This is a genomic window from Streptomyces sp. SID5643 (assembly GCF_009872555.1).
Classification (GTDB): domain Bacteria; phylum Actinomycetota; class Actinomycetes; order Streptomycetales; family Streptomycetaceae; genus Streptomyces; species Streptomyces iakyrus.
Genome location: NZ_WWIC01000051.1, coordinates 40,783 through 56,825, shown reverse-complemented (window position 1 = coordinate 56,825; position 16,043 = coordinate 40,783). Strand labels below are relative to the sequence as shown.

The 16,043-nt window shown below is 72.0% G+C and carries 14 protein-coding genes; 10 read left to right on the top strand and 4 right to left on the bottom strand.

Annotation, left to right across the window (positions count from 1 at the left end; translation table 11 throughout):
- Nucleotides 1-5: 5 nt before the first annotated feature.
- Nucleotides 6-203: a DUF8691 family protein gene (locus tag GTY56_RS05740; RefSeq protein ID WP_161363109.1), complete on the top strand. Its 198-nt coding sequence runs from the start codon at nt 6-8 to the stop codon at nt 201-203.
- 39 nt (nt 204-242) lie between these two features.
- On the opposite strand, the gene GTY56_RS05735 is transcribed toward GTY56_RS05740, so the two are convergent.
- Nucleotides 243-1,652: a DUF2252 domain-containing protein gene (locus tag GTY56_RS05735; RefSeq protein ID WP_161363107.1), complete on the bottom strand. Its 1,410-nt coding sequence runs from the start codon at nt 1,650-1,652 to the stop codon at nt 243-245.
- Nucleotides 1,653-1,655: 3 nt separating this feature from the next.
- The gene (locus tag GTY56_RS05730) at nt 1,656-2,288 is read right to left on the bottom strand and encodes a potassium channel family protein (protein WP_237524394.1); all 633 of its coding nucleotides are present in this window, start codon (nt 2,286-2,288) and stop codon (nt 1,656-1,658) included.
- Between the two features lie 165 nt (nt 2,289-2,453).
- Between GTY56_RS05730 and GTY56_RS05725 the strand changes: the two genes are divergently transcribed.
- From GTY56_RS05725 to GTY56_RS05705, 5 genes are all read left to right on the top strand, one after another.
- The gene (locus GTY56_RS05725; protein WP_161363106.1) at nt 2,454-3,116 is read left to right on the top strand and encodes an HdeD family acid-resistance protein; all 663 of its coding nucleotides are present in this window, start codon (nt 2,454-2,456) and stop codon (nt 3,114-3,116) included.
- A 53-nt stretch (nt 3,117-3,169) separates the two neighbouring features.
- Nucleotides 3,170-4,525 (top strand): hypothetical protein, encoded by a 1,356-nt coding sequence (locus GTY56_RS05720; protein ID WP_161363104.1) that lies wholly within the window; start codon nt 3,170-3,172, stop codon nt 4,523-4,525.
- Nucleotides 4,526-4,528: 3 nt separating this feature from the next.
- Nucleotides 4,529-5,410 (top strand): YhjD/YihY/BrkB family envelope integrity protein, encoded by an 882-nt coding sequence (locus GTY56_RS41075; protein WP_161363102.1) that lies wholly within the window; start codon nt 4,529-4,531, stop codon nt 5,408-5,410.
- A gap of 80 nt (nt 5,411-5,490) precedes the next feature.
- Nucleotides 5,491-5,961: an SHOCT domain-containing protein gene (locus GTY56_RS05710; protein WP_161363100.1), complete on the top strand. Its 471-nt coding sequence runs from the start codon at nt 5,491-5,493 to the stop codon at nt 5,959-5,961.
- A 32-nt stretch (nt 5,962-5,993) separates the two neighbouring features.
- Nucleotides 5,994-6,410 carry a DUF7144 family membrane protein gene (locus GTY56_RS05705; RefSeq protein ID WP_161363098.1) on the top strand — a complete coding sequence of 139 codons (417 nt, stop codon included), beginning with the start codon at nt 5,994-5,996 and terminating at the stop codon, nt 6,408-6,410.
- A gap of 11 nt (nt 6,411-6,421) precedes the next feature.
- On the opposite strand, the gene GTY56_RS05700 is transcribed toward GTY56_RS05705, so the two are convergent.
- Nucleotides 6,422-8,467: a SpoIIE family protein phosphatase gene (locus tag GTY56_RS05700; RefSeq protein WP_161363096.1), complete on the bottom strand. Its 2,046-nt coding sequence runs from the start codon at nt 8,465-8,467 to the stop codon at nt 6,422-6,424.
- A gap of 152 nt (nt 8,468-8,619) precedes the next feature.
- On the opposite strand from GTY56_RS05700, the gene GTY56_RS05695 reads away from it, so the two are divergent.
- The gene (locus GTY56_RS05695) at nt 8,620-9,450 is read left to right on the top strand and encodes an alpha/beta fold hydrolase (RefSeq protein WP_346345425.1); all 831 of its coding nucleotides are present in this window, start codon (nt 8,620-8,622) and stop codon (nt 9,448-9,450) included.
- A 208-nt stretch (nt 9,451-9,658) separates the two neighbouring features.
- Nucleotides 9,659-13,552 carry a glycoside hydrolase family 2 TIM barrel-domain containing protein gene (locus GTY56_RS05690; RefSeq protein ID WP_161363092.1) on the top strand — a complete coding sequence of 1,298 codons (3,894 nt, stop codon included), beginning with the start codon at nt 9,659-9,661 and terminating at the stop codon, nt 13,550-13,552.
- Between the two features lie 20 nt (nt 13,553-13,572).
- Here GTY56_RS05690 and GTY56_RS05685 read toward each other — a convergent pair whose 3' ends face one another.
- Entirely contained in the window at nt 13,573-13,935 is a 363-nt protein-coding gene (locus tag GTY56_RS05685; protein WP_161363090.1) for an ArsR/SmtB family transcription factor, read from the bottom strand.
- Between the two features lie 142 nt (nt 13,936-14,077).
- Between GTY56_RS05685 and GTY56_RS05680 the strand changes: the two genes are divergently transcribed.
- Complete coding sequence (locus GTY56_RS05680) at nt 14,078-15,547, top strand: AlkA N-terminal domain-containing protein (RefSeq protein ID WP_161363179.1); 1,470 nt, start codon at nt 14,078-14,080, stop codon at nt 15,545-15,547.
- Nucleotides 15,548-15,556: 9 nt separating this feature from the next.
- A complete protein-coding gene (locus tag GTY56_RS05675; RefSeq protein WP_161363088.1) occupies nt 15,557-16,039 on the top strand; it encodes a methylated-DNA--[protein]-cysteine S-methyltransferase in 483 nt (160 codons plus the stop codon).
- Nucleotides 16,040-16,043: the final 4 nt, after the last annotated feature.

Here is a 16,043-nt window from a genome sequence, read left to right as displayed (position 1 = left end):
AGCTCATGCGCTACGAGATCCGCATCGCCGGACAGATGTCGGAGACACTGGCCAAGGTCTTCCCGGAACTGGACCACGTGGTGGTGTCCGGGCAGACGCTGCTGTTCGGGCCCGTCGTGGACGACGCCCACCTGTACGGTCTGCTGACCCGTTTCCAGTCGCTGGGGCTCAGGGTCGTGGAGATGCGGCAGTTGCCGGAGTGACAGCAGTTGCCGGAGTGACCGGCTCACCGGGGCGACGGTTCACGACGCCGCTGTCCGGATCCTGCCGGACCGGGCGGCGGCACCCAGCGCGGCGAAGTCCCGCTCGTTGCGGTCGGCGTAGGACTGCGCGAACGCGGTGAGGGCACGATCGAAACCGTTCCCGCCGCCCAGGTACGCCCCGATGGCGATGGGGTCGCCCGAGCGGGCATGGGCCCTGGCCAGGCTCGCTCCGCACAGCCCGGCGAACAGCCGCAGCAGCCCCGGGTCCATCGTGTCCGGCCGTGCGATGCCCTTCCAGTCGCGCAGCTGGCGTACGTAGAAGTCCCGCTCGTGCCCGTCGAGGCCCGTGGCGTGCGTCCAGCCGAGGAGGATGTCGCTGGTCGTCTGGATCAGCCGCTGGCCCGCCACCACGCGGCGGCCCTCATTGTCGTAGCGGATGCCGTCGGTGTGGTCGGCGAGTACCGACGCCTGTGCCTCCTTGGCCTGGAGCAGCAGCGGATCGTCGTCGTCCCGGCCGAGCAGGAGCACGATCCAGCAGCGGGTGCCGACGCTGCCGACACCCACCACCTTGCGGGCGATGTCGACCAGCCGGTAGCGGCGCAGCAGATGCCGTCGCTCGGACGACAGGGTCCGCACGTACCCCTCCAGGACGGCGCGCAGCTCCCTCTCCTGCCCGCGGGGCGCGGAGTCGGTCACCAGGTCGCGCAGCGGTGTGATCAGGGGCGGGTCGGGGGCGATCCGCCGGCCCTCGTCCGTGACCCGGGTGAGCTTCTCGAAGGCCTGGACGTGCGTGCGGGTCCTGGCCTTCGCCGCCGCCTCGGCGGTACGGCGCCTCGCCTCCTTGGTCATCGACGCGGCCATGAGCTCCCGCAGCCGGTCGGCGTCGTCCTGTGCGTACCAGATGTCGAGGTTGCGCATGCCGGCGAACTCCCGCATCCGCTGCCGGTAGGCCCGCACGCACGCCTCCACCACCCGGTTCTGCTCCTCGGCCTCGAAGCCGTTGGCCCGGCCCGCGATGGCGAGACTGGCCGCGAGCCGCTTGACGTCCCACTCGAACGGCCCGGCCAGGGTCTCGTCGAAGTCGTTGATGTCGAACACGAGATGGCGTTCCGGCGAGGCCAGCAGCCGGAAGTTCAGCAGATGGGCATCGCCGCAGAGCTGCACCCGCAGGCCGGTGTCCGAGACCGCCCCGAGGTCCGCCGCCATGACGGCCGCCGCGCCGCGGTAGAAGCGGAACGGGGACTCCAGCATGCGGGCGTAGCGGATCGGCACCAACTCCGGTATGCGGGTGGCCGACTGACGTTCCAGCACCTCGACCGGGTCGAAGCGCTGGGGACCCGCGTCGAAGTAGCCGTGGGAGGAGCGGGGGACGTGCCGTCGCACGTTCCTGCCCTCGGCCGCCCGCTCGGCCGGCGACAGGTACGTCGTGAGGGGACCCGGTACGGTCATGGCTCAGTCCTCCGGCCGCGAGGTGAAGTCGTCCGAGGGCTCCCGTCCCCGGCGCCGCAGACCCGCCTGTACGGCACCGGCGAGGATCCGTGCGGCAACGCCCACCAGCAGCAGTCCGCCCGCCATCTGAACCATCGTCAGTACGCGTCCGGTCTGGGACCGGGCGGTGACGTCCCCGTACCCGACCGTGGTGAACGTGGTGAGCGTGAAGTACAGGGAGTCCGTCTTGGTCAGCGGTTCGCTGAAGGAACCCGGGGTGGAGTGCTCCAGCAGGTAGTAGGTGCCGGCGAAGATCAGCAGGAAGAGGACCAGGGTGGCGGCCAGGGCCTCGACGGCCTTCAGCCGCGGGTAGGGCGAGTACGTGATGGCCCGCACCTCCCACCAGAAGACCACGATGCACAGCAGCAGTCCGCAGGCGAGCAGGACCGAGGTGCCGGTCGTGCTCCGTCCGTCCAGAGGCAGCACGTAGTAGACGGTGACGAGACCGGTCGCGATGAGCACCGCACGCATGAGGACGGCGGCCCGCGCGCGTCGCCGCGGACCGTGCGGCCGCCGAGGCCGCTCCCGCTCGTCGTCCTGCTCCTGCTTCTGCCGGAGCGGGGCGGACGCGGGCCGGGCCGGCGCTGGATCGTTCATCTCGTGTCTCGTGCTCCTTGCCGGCAGAGGGGGTCGTCCCCACCTCACCGCGGCGGGGCCGGAGGGGGATCACCCGCCGGGGGTGATCCCGAAGCCGGCGGGGCACGCGACGCTGCTCGGCAAGGGCGTTTCCGCAGACCGGCGGATCGCCGGTGAGGAGGAGCCATGGCCACGTCACCGGGTCGGGGGCCGCATGCGGGTGCCGAGTACGAGCCCGCGGGGCCGGCGTACGGCACCGCGGGCGACCCCGCGCAGCTGCTGGCGGCCCTCGGACGCTCCTGGACGTGGATCCTCGCCTCGGCGGTGGCGACCCTCGTGCCGGGCATCCTGCTCCTGGTCTGGCCCGAGGCCACCCTGCATGTCGTGGCGGTGCTGATCGGCCTGTACCTGCTGGCGGCCGGAGCGTTCCGCTTCGTCGCGACCTTCGCCCGGCAGGAGCAGGGCCACCGCCTGCCCAGCCTGCTCCTGGCCGTGCTGTACGTGCTGGCCGGAGTGCTGTGCCTGAGGAACCCGCTGCAGACCATCACCGCGCTGTCGCTGATCGTCGGCCTCGTCTGGCTGGTGTCCGGCATCCTCACGCTCTACACCGCCCTCGCCGCCCGGGACCTGCCGCACCGCGGCTTCGTCCTGGGCATGGCGGTGCTGGGCATCGTCGCGGGCATCGTGGTGCTCGCCCTGCCCACGGAGTCGGCCCGCGCGCTGACCCGGCTGCTCGGCCTGTGGCTCGTCCTGCTCGGACTGGCCGAGGCGGGGCTCGCGTTCGCCTGGCGGGCCGCGCTGCGCGGATCGTCCACGGCCGTTCCGCACGGCCCCGCCGGGAACGCCTGAACCGGGCGGGACACCTGACGGCGACCGGCCGTCACCGCATGCGAGGAGCAGCCATGGCCCCGACCGACGGTCCCGTCCCGTCATCTCCCAGCGAGGGACATGAGGGCTCGGGGCGCTTCCTGAGCACGGAAGAACACGCCGAGTACGAGCGGCTGCGCCGGAACGAAGGCGTACGGCACCGCCGGCTGCGCTCCTCCGGCGCCGCCGTGCTGCTCGTCCTGGCCCTGCTGCTCGCGCCGCTGTCGGTCGTCGCCGCCTGGGTGGACGACCAGGTCTCCGACACCGGCCGGTACGTGCAGACCGTGGCACCGCTCGCCTCGGACCCGGCGGTCCAGGACGTGGTGACCGACCGGCTGACCGACCGCGTGGTGGCCCAGGTGGATGTCGAGGCGGTGACGGAGGCGCTCACGCGGACGCTGGCGGACGCCGGGGCGCCGCCGCGCGTGGTGGAGGCGTCCGAGTCCCTCGCCGGGCCCTTGCGCTCCGCCGTCCGCGACGTCGTGGACAGGACCATTAGTCGCGTCGTGACCAGCGATGTCTTCGCACAGGCATGGGAGGGCGCCAACACGCGGGCGCACGCCGCCGTGGTGAGCATGCTCACCGGAGAGCGCGAGGGCGCGCTCCGCGCCGAGGGCGACACCGTGCAGCTCGACCTCGGCCAGGTGGTCGACCAGGTACAGCAGCGTCTCGTCGACGCGGGCTTCGACAAGGCCGCGGCCATCCCGGACACCGACCGGACCATCACACTGTTCCAGGCCGAGGAACTGGGCAAGGCGAAGGACGCGATGCGGCTGCTTGACACCCTGGGCACCTGGCTGCCCGTGCTGACGGTCGCCCTGGCCGCCCTCGCCGTGTGGACCGCTCCCCGGCACCGGCGCATGCTGCTGGTCACGGCTGTCGGCGTCGGCGTCATGATGATCGTGTTCCTGGTGGCGCTCGCCCTCCTGCGGCGGGTTTACCTGGACGCCGTGCCGAGCGCGACGCTGCCGCAGGACGCCGCCGCGGCGATCTACGACACCTTCGTCCGCTTCCTGCGCGACAGCACCCGCACCCTCCTCGTGGTGGCCGTGATCACCGCGCTGGCCGCCTACCTCTACGGCCCCGGGCGCGGGGCCCGGGCCGTCCGGAGCCTCGCCCGCCGGGGCACCTCGGCCGCAGGCCGGGGTCTCTCCCGCGCCGGCCTGCGCACCGGATCGGCCGGCCTCGCCCTGGCGGAGCACCGCTCGTGGACGACCGGCATCGTCATCGGCGCGGGGGTCCTGGCCCTCGTCCTGTGGAACCACCCCACGGTCGGCGCGGTCGCGCTCGTGGCAGGCCTGGTCGTCGTCGTGCTGATCGTCCTGGAGACGCTCGCCGCTGCCGCACAGGGCCCGGGCACGACGCGAACGGGCCCGGCCGCGGTTCCATGAGCCATGTCCGGCACCGCCGCCCCGGATCCGCCGTCCCGCAGGTCGAGGGTCGAGCGGATCTCGGCGCACCTGAGGTCCGGCCCCGCGGCCCAACTGCTGCCCCGGCTGGTCGCGCTCAACATCGTGGAAGGGGCGGTCCGGCTGGCCGCCCAGGCCTTCCTCGCCGTGCTGCCCCTGCTGATGTCGGTGGCGGCGTTCGCACCCGACGGCGTACAGGACCTGCTGGCCGACGCGCTCCAGGAGGTTCTCGGCGTCCGGGGCGACACGCTGGAGGAGGTGCGCCGCACCTTCGAGGCGACCGGACCCACCGCGAACACGGTCGGGGCCGTGGGTGTGCTCGTCACGCTGGCCTCGGCGACCGCCTTCAGCCGGGCGCTCCAAGCGGTGTGCCAACGGTGCTGGAACCTGCCCCGGGCCCCGCTGCGGGAGGCGGCCTGGCGCTGGCCGCTGTGGCTGCTGGTCTGGCTCGTCCACCTGCTCCTCCAGGCGCCGCTGCGCGGCGGTTTCGGCGCCGGTCCCGTGTTCGGAGCGGTGCTGTCCGTGCTCTGGGCGACGCTGCTGTGGTGGTGGTCGCAGCACCTGCTGCTGGGCGGCAGGGTCGGCTGGAGCGATCTGCTGCCGGGAGCGGCCCTGGCAGGGACGGGGACGGTCGCGCTCAGCTGGGCGGCCCGTCTGCTGATGCCCGCGGCCATGGACCGCAGCCTGGAGGAGTTCGGTCTGCTGGGGCCGGTGTTCACCTTCCTGTCGTGGCTGATCGCGGTGTTCCTGGTGGCCGTCTCGGGGCTGGCACTCGGGGAGGCGGTGGCCGCGTCCGCCTGGTACCGCGGAGCGCTCGGCACCCGTCGCCGGAGGCGCGGCGGCCGCACGATCACCCGCTCCGGGTGAGGCGGCCCCGCCCGCAGCGCGAGCACGCTGACAACGGCACACAACGGCTGCCGGGCGTGTGCCCGGAACGGAGGAGTGACATGAGTGCGCAGACCTACCTGGCGTACGACTTTCCGCTGCTGAGCGCCTTCTGGGCGATGCTGTGGTTCTTCCTGTGGATCATGTGGTTCGTGCTGCTCTTCCGGATCGTCTTCGACATCTTCCGCGACGACTCCCTGAGCGGCTGGGCCAAGACGGGCTGGCTGGCGTTCTGCATCGTCCTGCCCTTCCTCGGGGTGTTCGTCTACGTCATCGCCCGCGGCAAGAACATGGGACGCCGGGAAATCGCACACGCCCGCGAGCAGCAGGAGGCCATGGACAGCTACATACGGCAGACCGCCAGGAGCGGCGACGACCGGACGAGCAGCGTCGACGAACTCACCAGGCTGTCCGAGATCCGCGCCCGCGGTGACATCACGGACGAGGAGTTCCGCAAGGCCAAGGACCTTGTCCTGAGCGGATCCGGCGCGTCGGCGCCCTCGCCGCACGCCACTTCCACCTCCGGTCGCTGACCGCGCCGGACGCAACAGAAACGAGGCAGCAGATGGCAGCCACACACCCTACGCACGGGCACAGGACGGCGAAGCAGGGCCTGGCCACCGGCATGATGGTCTTCGCGGCCGTCATGCTCATGATCGCCGGGATCCTCGCCGTGATGCGCGGCATCGCGGCGATCGCCGAGGACGAGGTCTTCGTCTCGACGCCCAACTACGTCTTCGCCTTCGACCTCACCGGCTGGGGCTGGATCCACCTCGCCCTGGGCGTGGTCGCCGTTCTCGTCAGCCTGGGACTGTTCCAGGGGTCGGGCTGGGCACGGGTCACCGGCGTGGGCATCGCCGGACTCGTCATCATCGCCAACTTCCTCTCCCTGCCGGCCTACCCCGTCTGGTCCGTGGTCATGATCGCGATGTCCGCGTTCATCATCTGGGCCCTGTGCACCCCGCGCAGGGGTGACGCCTGAGGCGTCACGGCTCAGGCCCGCGTGCGGACCAGCAGCAGGGCCACGTCGTCGTCCGGTTCCGGACTCAGCGCGCTGAGCAGACTGTCGCTCGCGCGCTGAAGGCTGGGCCCCGCGTTCCGGAGCAGGCGGGTCAGCGTGTCGAGGCCCGTGTCGATCGGCTCCGCGCGGTTCTCCACCAGCCCGTCCGTGTAGAGGGCGAGCAGGGAGCCCGGGGCGAGTTCCACCTCCACCGTGCCGAACGGAACGCCGCCGACCCCGAGCGGCACACCGCCCGGCACGTCGAGGAGCTTCGCGCTGCCGTCCGCCCCGGCGAGCACCGGCGGCAGATGCCCGGCGCTGGACAGCTCGCAGGTGCCGCGCTCCAGGTCGCACACCGCGTACACGCACGTGGCGATCGCGTCACCGAGCGAGCCGGCGATGTCGTCGAGGTGGCGCAGCAGCTCCGCGGGCGGCAGGTCCAGCCGGGCCAGCGCCCGCGTCGCCGTGCTCAGCTGCCCCATGATCGCCGCGGCCTGGACACCCTTGCCCATGACGTCCCCGACGACCAGCCCGGTGCGCCCCGGGCCCAGCGGCAGGACGTCGTACCAGTCGCCGCCGACCTCGCTGAGGGCCGGGCGGTAGCGGGCGGCGATGTCCAGCCCCTCCCGCTGGGCGGGGGTGCTCGGCAGCAGACTGCGCTGCAACGTCAGGGCGGTGCCGCGCTCGCGGCCGTAGAGGCGCGCGTTGTCGATGCAGATCGCCGCCCGGGCGGCGAGTTCGGAGGCGAGCACCTGGTCCCGGTCGTCGAAGGGGCGCTCGTTGACCGTGCGGTACAGCGAGAGCGTGCCGAGCACCTTGCCCCGGGCCACCAGCGGCAGCGCCAGGTAGGAATGGGCACCGGCCTCGTGCAGGGCCTGGGCGGCCCGTGAGTCCCGGGCCAGGCGCCGCAGCATCTTGCCGTCCACGCGCTCGACCAGGACCGGGCGGGCACTGCGCACGCACTGCGTGATGACCCGCGACGAGCCGTATGTGGCGAGCTCGCCCACCGGGTCGGCGGCATGGATGGCGTCGGTCGGGTAGCCGGCCGCGACGGCCAGCGCCCGGAACTCCGCCGGGGCTCCGCCCGACACGGGGGTGATGGTGCCGCTGGCCACGACCGACTCCAGGACGTCCACGGCGGCCAGGTCCGCCAGCTGCGGCACGACCACGCCGGCCAGCTCCCGGGCGGTCTGCTGGAGGTCCAGCGTGGTGCCGATCTTCACACCGGCGTCGGCGATCACCGACAGGTGCTGGCGCGCCTGCGCGACCTCCGCCGCGGCCTGCTGGCGCTCGGTCACGTCCAGCACGGCCATCGCCAGCCCGAGCACCCGGCCGTCGGTGTCCTCGATGCGGTGGTACGACTCCGAGTAGGCGCGGTCCTGGAGATCCGCCGCCGTCCGCCCGACGGTCTGCTGGTCGAGCAGGGGTCTGCCGGTCTCCAGGACGTGCCGCATCCGGGCCTCGATGGCCGTCACGTCCAGGTCCGGCAGCACCTCACCCACCCGGCGCCCCAGCACGGCCTCCTCGGGCACGCCGTTGATCCGCTCCAGCGCGGGATTGACCCCGACCCAGCGCAGGTCGTTGTCGAAGACGGCGATGCCGAGCGGGGTCTGGTTGACCAGGCTGTGCGAGAGGGCGAGGTCGCGCTCCACCCGCCGTACGGTCGTCGCGTCCGTGGCGAGTCCCAGCAGGTGGGGCTGCCCCTCGGGGTCGAGGAGGCGCATCGTACGGAACTCCACGGCGCGTTCCGTGCCGTCGCGGTGCCGCAGCGGGAAGACACCGGCCCACCGGGCCCCCGTGCTGACCTGGGCGAAGAGCTCCCTGCCACGGGGCCGGTTCTCGGGGGAGACCAGGAGGGTGTCGGCGCGCTGCCGCAGGGCCTCCGCGGCGGTCCAGCCGAGCAGTTGCTCGATCTCGGGGCTCCACAGCGCGATGCGCCCGCCCGCGTCCAGGACCACGGCCGCGACCTTCAGCAGATCCAGCAGCCCACCGGGCGCGGCCGTGACGGCGTCGCGGTCCGAGGTCGCATACCCGTTCATGCGAGCCGCTCCTTCCGGCGCGGCAAAGGTACCGCCATGATCTGTTCCGCTGGCTGTCCGATGAGGTCACATTACGGTCGGAGGAGCGGCACTGTCGCGCCGAAATGACAAAAAACCGCGGGTGGGTGCCCGCTGTGGGAGGGAGTGGCTTCGTGGAGGACTGGACGCTGCGGGAGAGCCTGGTCACCGCTTCGGGGACCGTGCGCTGGGACCGGCTCGGCGACCCCGGCGCGGAGCCGGTGGTGCTGCTGCACGGGACGCCCTTCTCCTCGTACGTGTGGCACGAGATCGCGCCCGCCCTCGCCGCCGCCGGGTACCGCGTGCACGTGTGGGACATGGCGGGCTACGGCTCCTCCGGCATGCACGCCGACCAGGACGTCTCACTGGGCGTCCAGGGCCGGATCTTCGCCGAGCTGCTCGCCCACTGGGACCTGGAGGAGCCGGCGGTCGTCGCGCACGACTTCGGGGGGTGCGTGGCCCTGCGCGCCCATCTGCTGCACGGAGCCCGCTACCGGCGGCTCGCGCTGGTGGACCCGGTGGCGCTGAAGCCCTGGGGATCCCCCTTCTTCCGGCTGGTCGGGGAGCACAGCCGCGTCTTCGATCAGCTGCCGGCGGCCCTGCACGAGGCGCTGGTGCGCGAGTACGTCTCCTCCGCGAGCCACCTCGGCCTGCGTCCCGCCGTCCTCGACGCCCTGGTGGGGCCCTGGACGGGGGAGGAGGGCCAGGCGGCCTTCTACCGGCAGATCGCGCAGGCCGACCAGCGTTACACCGACGAGATCCAGCCGCTCTACCCGACGATCGACCTGCCCGTCACGGTGTGCTGGGGCACCGAGGACACCTGGATCCCGTTCGCCAGGGGGCGGGAGCTCGCCGCCCTGATCCCGGGAGCCCGGCTGGCGCCCGTCCCGGAGGCCGGTCATCTCGTCCCACTGGACGCGCCCGCCCGGCTGACGGGCGAGTTGCTCACCTTCCTCATGGCCTGAACGATCAGGAACGCACAAAGTCCGACGAGGTCATTGCTTCGATTGTGTGCGGGTCCTAGGGTGTGCCTGCTCAGCAGTTGCTCTCTCACCGTCAGTTGCCACGCGACTCAACAGAAACACTCAGCCCGGGTGGGGAGTTGAGGCCCGCAGCTGACGCGCCCTCAGTCCGTGCAGCACCGCACCTGTCGAACCGAGGAAGGCCACGTTCATGCCGCACCCCCCGCACCCGTCCCCCGCCGACCGGCCCGTCGTCAGCCGCCGCCGACTGCTGGAGGGGGGTGCCGCCGTACTCGGCGCGCTCGCCCTCTCGGCGTCGCCCACCGCATCGCACGCGGCCGGCCGGCGCGCGGCGGCGGACGGCCCTCCCGAGTGGAACGACGGCCTGAGCGTGTACCGGGTGGGCACCGAGCCGCCGCACACCACCCTCATGCCCTACGCGGACCTCGGGCAGGCCCTGAAGGGCGACCGGGAGCGCTCGCCGTACCGGCTGAGTCTCGACGGCACCTGGAAGTTCGCCTATGCGGACCGTCCCGACGACCGGGACACCGACTTCCACCGCACCGACCTCGACGACTCGGGCTGGGACACCATCCCGGTGCCTTCGGCCTGGCAGCTGCACGGCTACGACTTCCCGATCTACGTCAACATCACCTACCCCTGGTGGGGCCCCAACGGCCGCGGGGAGGAGGCCCAGCCGCCGGCCGCCCCGACCCGCTACAACCCCGTCGGCCAGTACCGCCGCACCTTCACCGTGCCCCGCAACTGGCAGGGCCGGCGCACCTTCCTGCACTTCGAGGGCGTCAAGTCCGCCCACTACGTGTGGATCAACGGCGAACTGGTGGGCTACCACGAGGACTCCTACACCTCCGCCGAGTACGACATCACGCCCCACCTCAAGCCGGGCACCAACCAGATCGCCGTGGAGGTGTACCGCTACTCCGACGCGGAGTGGCTGGAGGACCAGGACATGATCCGGCTGAGCGGCATCTTCCGCTCGGTTCACCTGTACTCCACGCCCAGCGTGCACCTGCGCGACTTCAAGCTGGACACCCCGCTCGGCGACGGCTACACCTCCGCCGAGCTCAAGGTCACCGCGCACGTACGCGACTACGGCGGCAAGGGCGGCGGCCGCTACACCGTCGAGACCCAGCTCTACGACGCCCGTGGCCACGCGGTCTGGTCCCGGCCCCTGAACCGTTCCGCCGACGTCCCGGACGGAGACGAGGCGACGGTCGAGGCGTCCAGAGCCGTCCCCGCCCCGAAGCTGTGGTCGGCCGAGCACCCGAACCTCTACACCGCCGTGCTCCGCCTGCGCGACCCCGCAGGCAAGGTGGTGGAGACCCTCTCGCACCGGGTCGGCCTGCGCGAGTTCGCGCTGAAGGACGGCCTGATGCGCATCAACGGCAAGCCGGTCTCCTTCCGCGGCACCAACCGCCACGAGATGCATCCCGTCACCGGCTCGGCGCTGACCCGGGCGCAGATGGTCGAGGACATCCGGATCATCAAGCGCCTCAACATCAACAGCGTCCGCACCTCGCACTACCCCAACAACCCCCTGTGGCTCGAACTCGCAGACGAATACGGCCTGTACCTCGTCGACGAGACCAACCTGGAGACCCACGGCATCCGCGACGAGTTCCCGGGCAGCGGCCACCCCGAGTGGACCGAGGCCTGCGTGGTCCGCGCCCAGAACATGGTCCACCGCGACAAGAACCACGCCAGCGTGGTCATCTGGTCCCTCGGCAACGAGGCGGGCGGCGGTACCACCTTCAACGCCATGCACGACTGGATCCGCTCCTACGACCCCACCCGCGTCATCCAGTACGAGGGCGACGACCGCCCGGGCATCAGCGACATCCGCTCCGAGATGTACGACAGCCCGCAACGGGTCGAGCAGCGCGCCAAGGACACGAGCGACACCCGGCCGTACGTGATGATCGAGTACTCCCACGGCATGGGCAACTCCAACGGCAACTTCAAGAAGTACTGGGACATCGTCCGCCGCTACGACGTCCTCCAGGGCGGCTGGATCTGGGACTTCGTCGACCAGGCCCTGAGCTGGCCCACCCCCACGCGCAAGCTGCTGACCGAGTCCGGCCCGGGCGCGCTGCGCGGCGAGATCATGGCACCCGCGGGCACCTTCGACCGGGCCAAGGGCGTCTCGGGCGGCACCGTCTTCCCCCGCGACCCCCGCCTCGACCTCACCGGCTCCCTGACCCTGGAGGCCTGGGTCACCCCGGACGTCACCGGCGGCCATCAGCCCATCATCGCCAAGGGCGACACCCAGTACGCCCTCAAGCAGAGCGACAAGAACCTGGAGTTCTTCATCCACGGCGGCGGGCAGTGGGTCACCGCGAGCTGGGCCCTGCCCGACGGCTGGACCGGCAAGGAGCATCACATCGCCGGTGTCTTCGACGCGGACGCCGGGACACTCACCCTGTACGTCGACGGCCAGGTGCGCGGCACCCGGACGACCACCCGCCGTCCCGGCGTCAACACCGCGTCCCTGTCCCTCGCCACCGACATCGACAACCCGACCCGGGAGTTCAGCGGCACCATCCGCCGCGCCCGTGTGTACGCCCGCGCCCTGAGCGCCGCCGAACTGGCCTCGGACACCCGCAAGCCCGACGACGAGGGCGTGCGCCTCTGGTTCGACGCGGCCACCGCCGGCCTCACCGAGAAGCGTCCGCGCGACAAGTCGTTCTACGCCTACGGTGGCGACTGGGGCGACAACCCCAACGACGGTGCCTTCGCAGGCGACGGCATCGTCCTGCCCGACCGGACCCTCACCGGCAAGTCCGCCGAGGTCAAGCAGATCTACCAGGCCGTCGACGCAAGCCCGGCCGCGGGCGGCCCCGGTGCCGTCAGGCTCACCAACGAGTACCTTTTCACCAACCTCCGTGAGTTCGACGGCCGTTGGTCCCTGGTCGCCGACGGCAAGGTCGTCCAGCGCGGCCGGCTGACCCGCGACCAGCTGAACGTCGCCCCGCTGAGCAGCAAGGACATCAAGGTCCCGGTGCGGCTCCCGGCGAAGCCCGGGCCCGGCACGGAGTACTTCCTCCAGCTCTCCTTCACCACCAGGGAGGCCACTCCCTGGGCCAGGCCCGGCTTCGAGGTGGCGAAGCAGCAGCTCGAACTCGACGCGGACAGCCCGGCCGTGCGGCCCGCGCCGCTGCGATCCGTGCCCGCCCTCACCCACACCGACGGGGACAGGACCGTCACCGTGAAGGGCAAGGGCTTCGCCGTCACCGTCGACAAGGGCACCGGAACCATCACGTCCTACGAGGCGGGCGGGACCCGGCTCATCACCTCAGGGCCCGTCCCGAACTTCTGGCGGGCGCCCACCGACAACGACCGCGGCAACGGACAGCACACCCGCAACCAGCTGTGGCGCGACGCCGGAGCGCAGCGGAAGGTGGCCGACGTACGGGTGCGGCCCCTGGACGACCGGGCCGTCGAGGTCACCGTCACCGGCACGCTGCCCACCGGCACGGAGTCCACGTACAGCACGACGTACACGGTCTTCGGCAACGGCGAGATCAAGGTCGACAACACCCTGCACCCGGGAGCGGCGAACCTGCCGTACATCCCGGAGGTCGGCACCCTGCTGTTCCTGCCGCGGAGCCTGGACCGGCTGCACTACTACGGCCGGGGCCCCGAGGAGAACATGTGGGACCGCAACAACGCCACCGACGTGGGTCTGTACTCCGGCACCGTCGCCGGGCAGTGGACCCCGTACCTGCGCCCCCAGGAGAACGGCAACAAGACCGACGTCCGCTGGGCGGCGCTGACCGACGGCAAGGGGCGCGGACTGCTGGTGTCCGGTGAGCCGCTGCTGGAGGTCAACGCCTCGCACTTCACCCCCGAGGACCTGTCCGTCGGCGCCCGCCACGACTACCAGCTCACCCCCCGGGACGCGGTGGTCCTGCGGGTCAATCACCGCCAGATGGGCGTGGGCGGCGACAACAGCTGGGGCGCGCACACCCACGACGAGTTCAAGCTCCTCGCGGGCCGCGACTACGCGTACACCTACCGGCTGCGTCCGCTCACGCGCGTGAGCGAGGCGATGGAGGCCTCGCGACGGCCGACCGCCACCGCGTAGCCCGGGTCAGCGGCGCCGCCTCATTCGGCGGCGTCGCTGATGCCCAGCCGCAGGTGCTCCACGTGGTACACGGCCTGGTCGAGCAGCTCGGCGACATGGTGGTCGTGCAGCTGGTACACCACCGAACGGCCCCGGCGCTCGCCCACGACCAGGCCCAGGTTGCGCAGCAACCGCAGCTGGTGCGAGCAGGCCGACTGCTCCATGCCCACCTCGGCGGCCAACTCCGTGGCCGGCAGCGGGCCTTCGCGCAGCCGCGCCAGGATCAGCAGCCGGGAGGGCGTGGACAGGGCCTGGAGCGTGGTGGCGACCTTCGCGACGTTGTCCGCGTCCAGGCGCACGCGCTCGCCGGCGTCCTGCACGGGGGTGACGGCTCCATGACCCATGACGTCATCCTAGCGGCCCCACGCGAACACATGAATGAATCTTCAACTGTGCGTCCGGGGCCGTCCGCGCCGGCACGTCGATGTCGGATTCTCGCCAGCCCTGCGGCGCCCGGTGCCGGATGCTGAAGCCATGCAGATGGGGATGCACACCGACACCGAGCGCTGCGTGCGCGCCGTCCGCTCGAAGGACGCACGCTTCGACGGCTGGTTCTTCACGGCCGTCCTGACCACCGGTATCTACTGCCGTCCCAGCTGTCCGGTGGTGCCGCCCAAGCCGGGGAACATGGTCTTCCACCCGAGCGCGGCGGCCTGCCAGCAGGCCGGGTTCCGGGCCTGCAAGCGCTGCCGGCCCGACACCAGCCCCGGCTCTCCCGAGTGGAACCAGCGCGCCGACCTGGTGGCCCGGGCCATGCGGCTGATCGCCGACGGGGTCGTGGACCGCGAGGGGGTGCCCGGCCTCGCCGGCCGGCTCGGCTACAGCACCCGGCAGGTCGAACGCCAGCTCCTGGCCGAGCTGGGCGCGGGCCCGCTCGCACTCGCTCGCGCGCAGCGCGCGCAGACGGCCCGGCTGCTCATCGAGACGACCACCCTGCCCATGGCCCAGATCGCCTTCGCCGCCGGTTTCGCCTCGATCCGGACCTTCAACGACACGGTCCGCGAGGTCTTCGCCCTGGCCCCGAGCGAGTTGCGCACCCGCGCCCCGAAACGGCAGGGCACCAGCACACCCGGGGCACTCTCCCTGCGGCTGCCGTTCCGCGCCCCGCTCCACCCCGACAACCTCTTCGGTCACCTCGCCGCGACGGCCGTACCCGGGGTGGAGGAGTGGCGCGACGGCTCCTACCGCCGCACCCTGCGCCTTCCTTACGGCCACGGCATCGTGGCCCTCGCCCCCGAGCCGGACCACATCGCCTGCCGCCTGACCCTCAGTGACCTGCGCGATCTGACCGTCGCCATCAGCCGCTGCCGCCGCCTGCTCGACCTGGATGCCGACCCCGTCGCCATCGACGACCAGCTCAGCGCGGACCCGGTCCTCGCGCCGCTGGTCGACAAGGCGCCCGGCCGGCGCGTGCCGCGCACGGTCGACGAGGCCGAGTTCGCCGTCCGGGCCGTGCTCGGCCAACAGGTCTCCACCGCCGCCGCCCGCACCCACGCGGCCCGTCTGGTCATCGCGCACGGCGACCCGGTCGAGGACCCGGAAGGCGGTCTCACCCACCTCTTCCCGGCCCCCGAGGCCCTCGCGGCACTCGACCCCGAGACGCTGGCGATGCCGCGCACCCGCCGCACGACCTTCACCACCCTGGTCAGGACCCTCGCCGACGGCGACCTCCACCTCGGCGTGGAGAGCGACTGGTCCCGCACCCGCGAGCGGCTCCTCGCCCTGCCCGGCTTCGGCCCCTGGACGGTGGACGTCATCGCCATGCGCGCGCTCGGCGACCCCGACGCCTTCCTCCCCACCGACCTCGGCATCCGCCGGGCGGCCCGGGAACTGGGCCTGCCGTCCACTCCCGCCGCGCTCACCGCACGCGCCGGGGCCTGGCGCCCCTGGCGGGCCTACGCGGTCCAGTACCTCTGGGCGACCGACAGCCACCCGATCAACTTCCTTCCGGTATAAGGACGTCCGATGAAGCAGCACACCGTGACCGACAGCCCGTACGGACCCCTCACCCTCGTCGCCGACGACGGTGTCCTGTGCGGCCTGTACATGACCGACCAGCGCCACCGTCCGCCCGAGGAGACCTTCGGCAGCCGCGACGACACGCTCTTCGCCGAGGCGGAGGAGCAGCTGAAGGCCTACTTCGCGGGCGACCTGGAGGAGTTCACGGTCGAGCTCCGCCTGTACGGCACCCCGTTCCAGCGCACGGTCTGGGACGCACTGCGCCGCATCCCGTACGGCGAGACCCGTACCTACGGACAGCTGGCCGGCGTCCTCGGTGCCCCCACCGCCTCCCGCGCCGTCGGCCTCGCCAACGGCCGCAATCCCATCGGCATCATCGTGCCGTGCCATCGGGTGATCGGGGCGAACGGGGGCCTGACGGGGTACGGCGGCGGCCTGGAGCGCAAGCAGCGCCTGCTGGACTTCGAACGCGGAGCCTCACTCTTCTGACTCG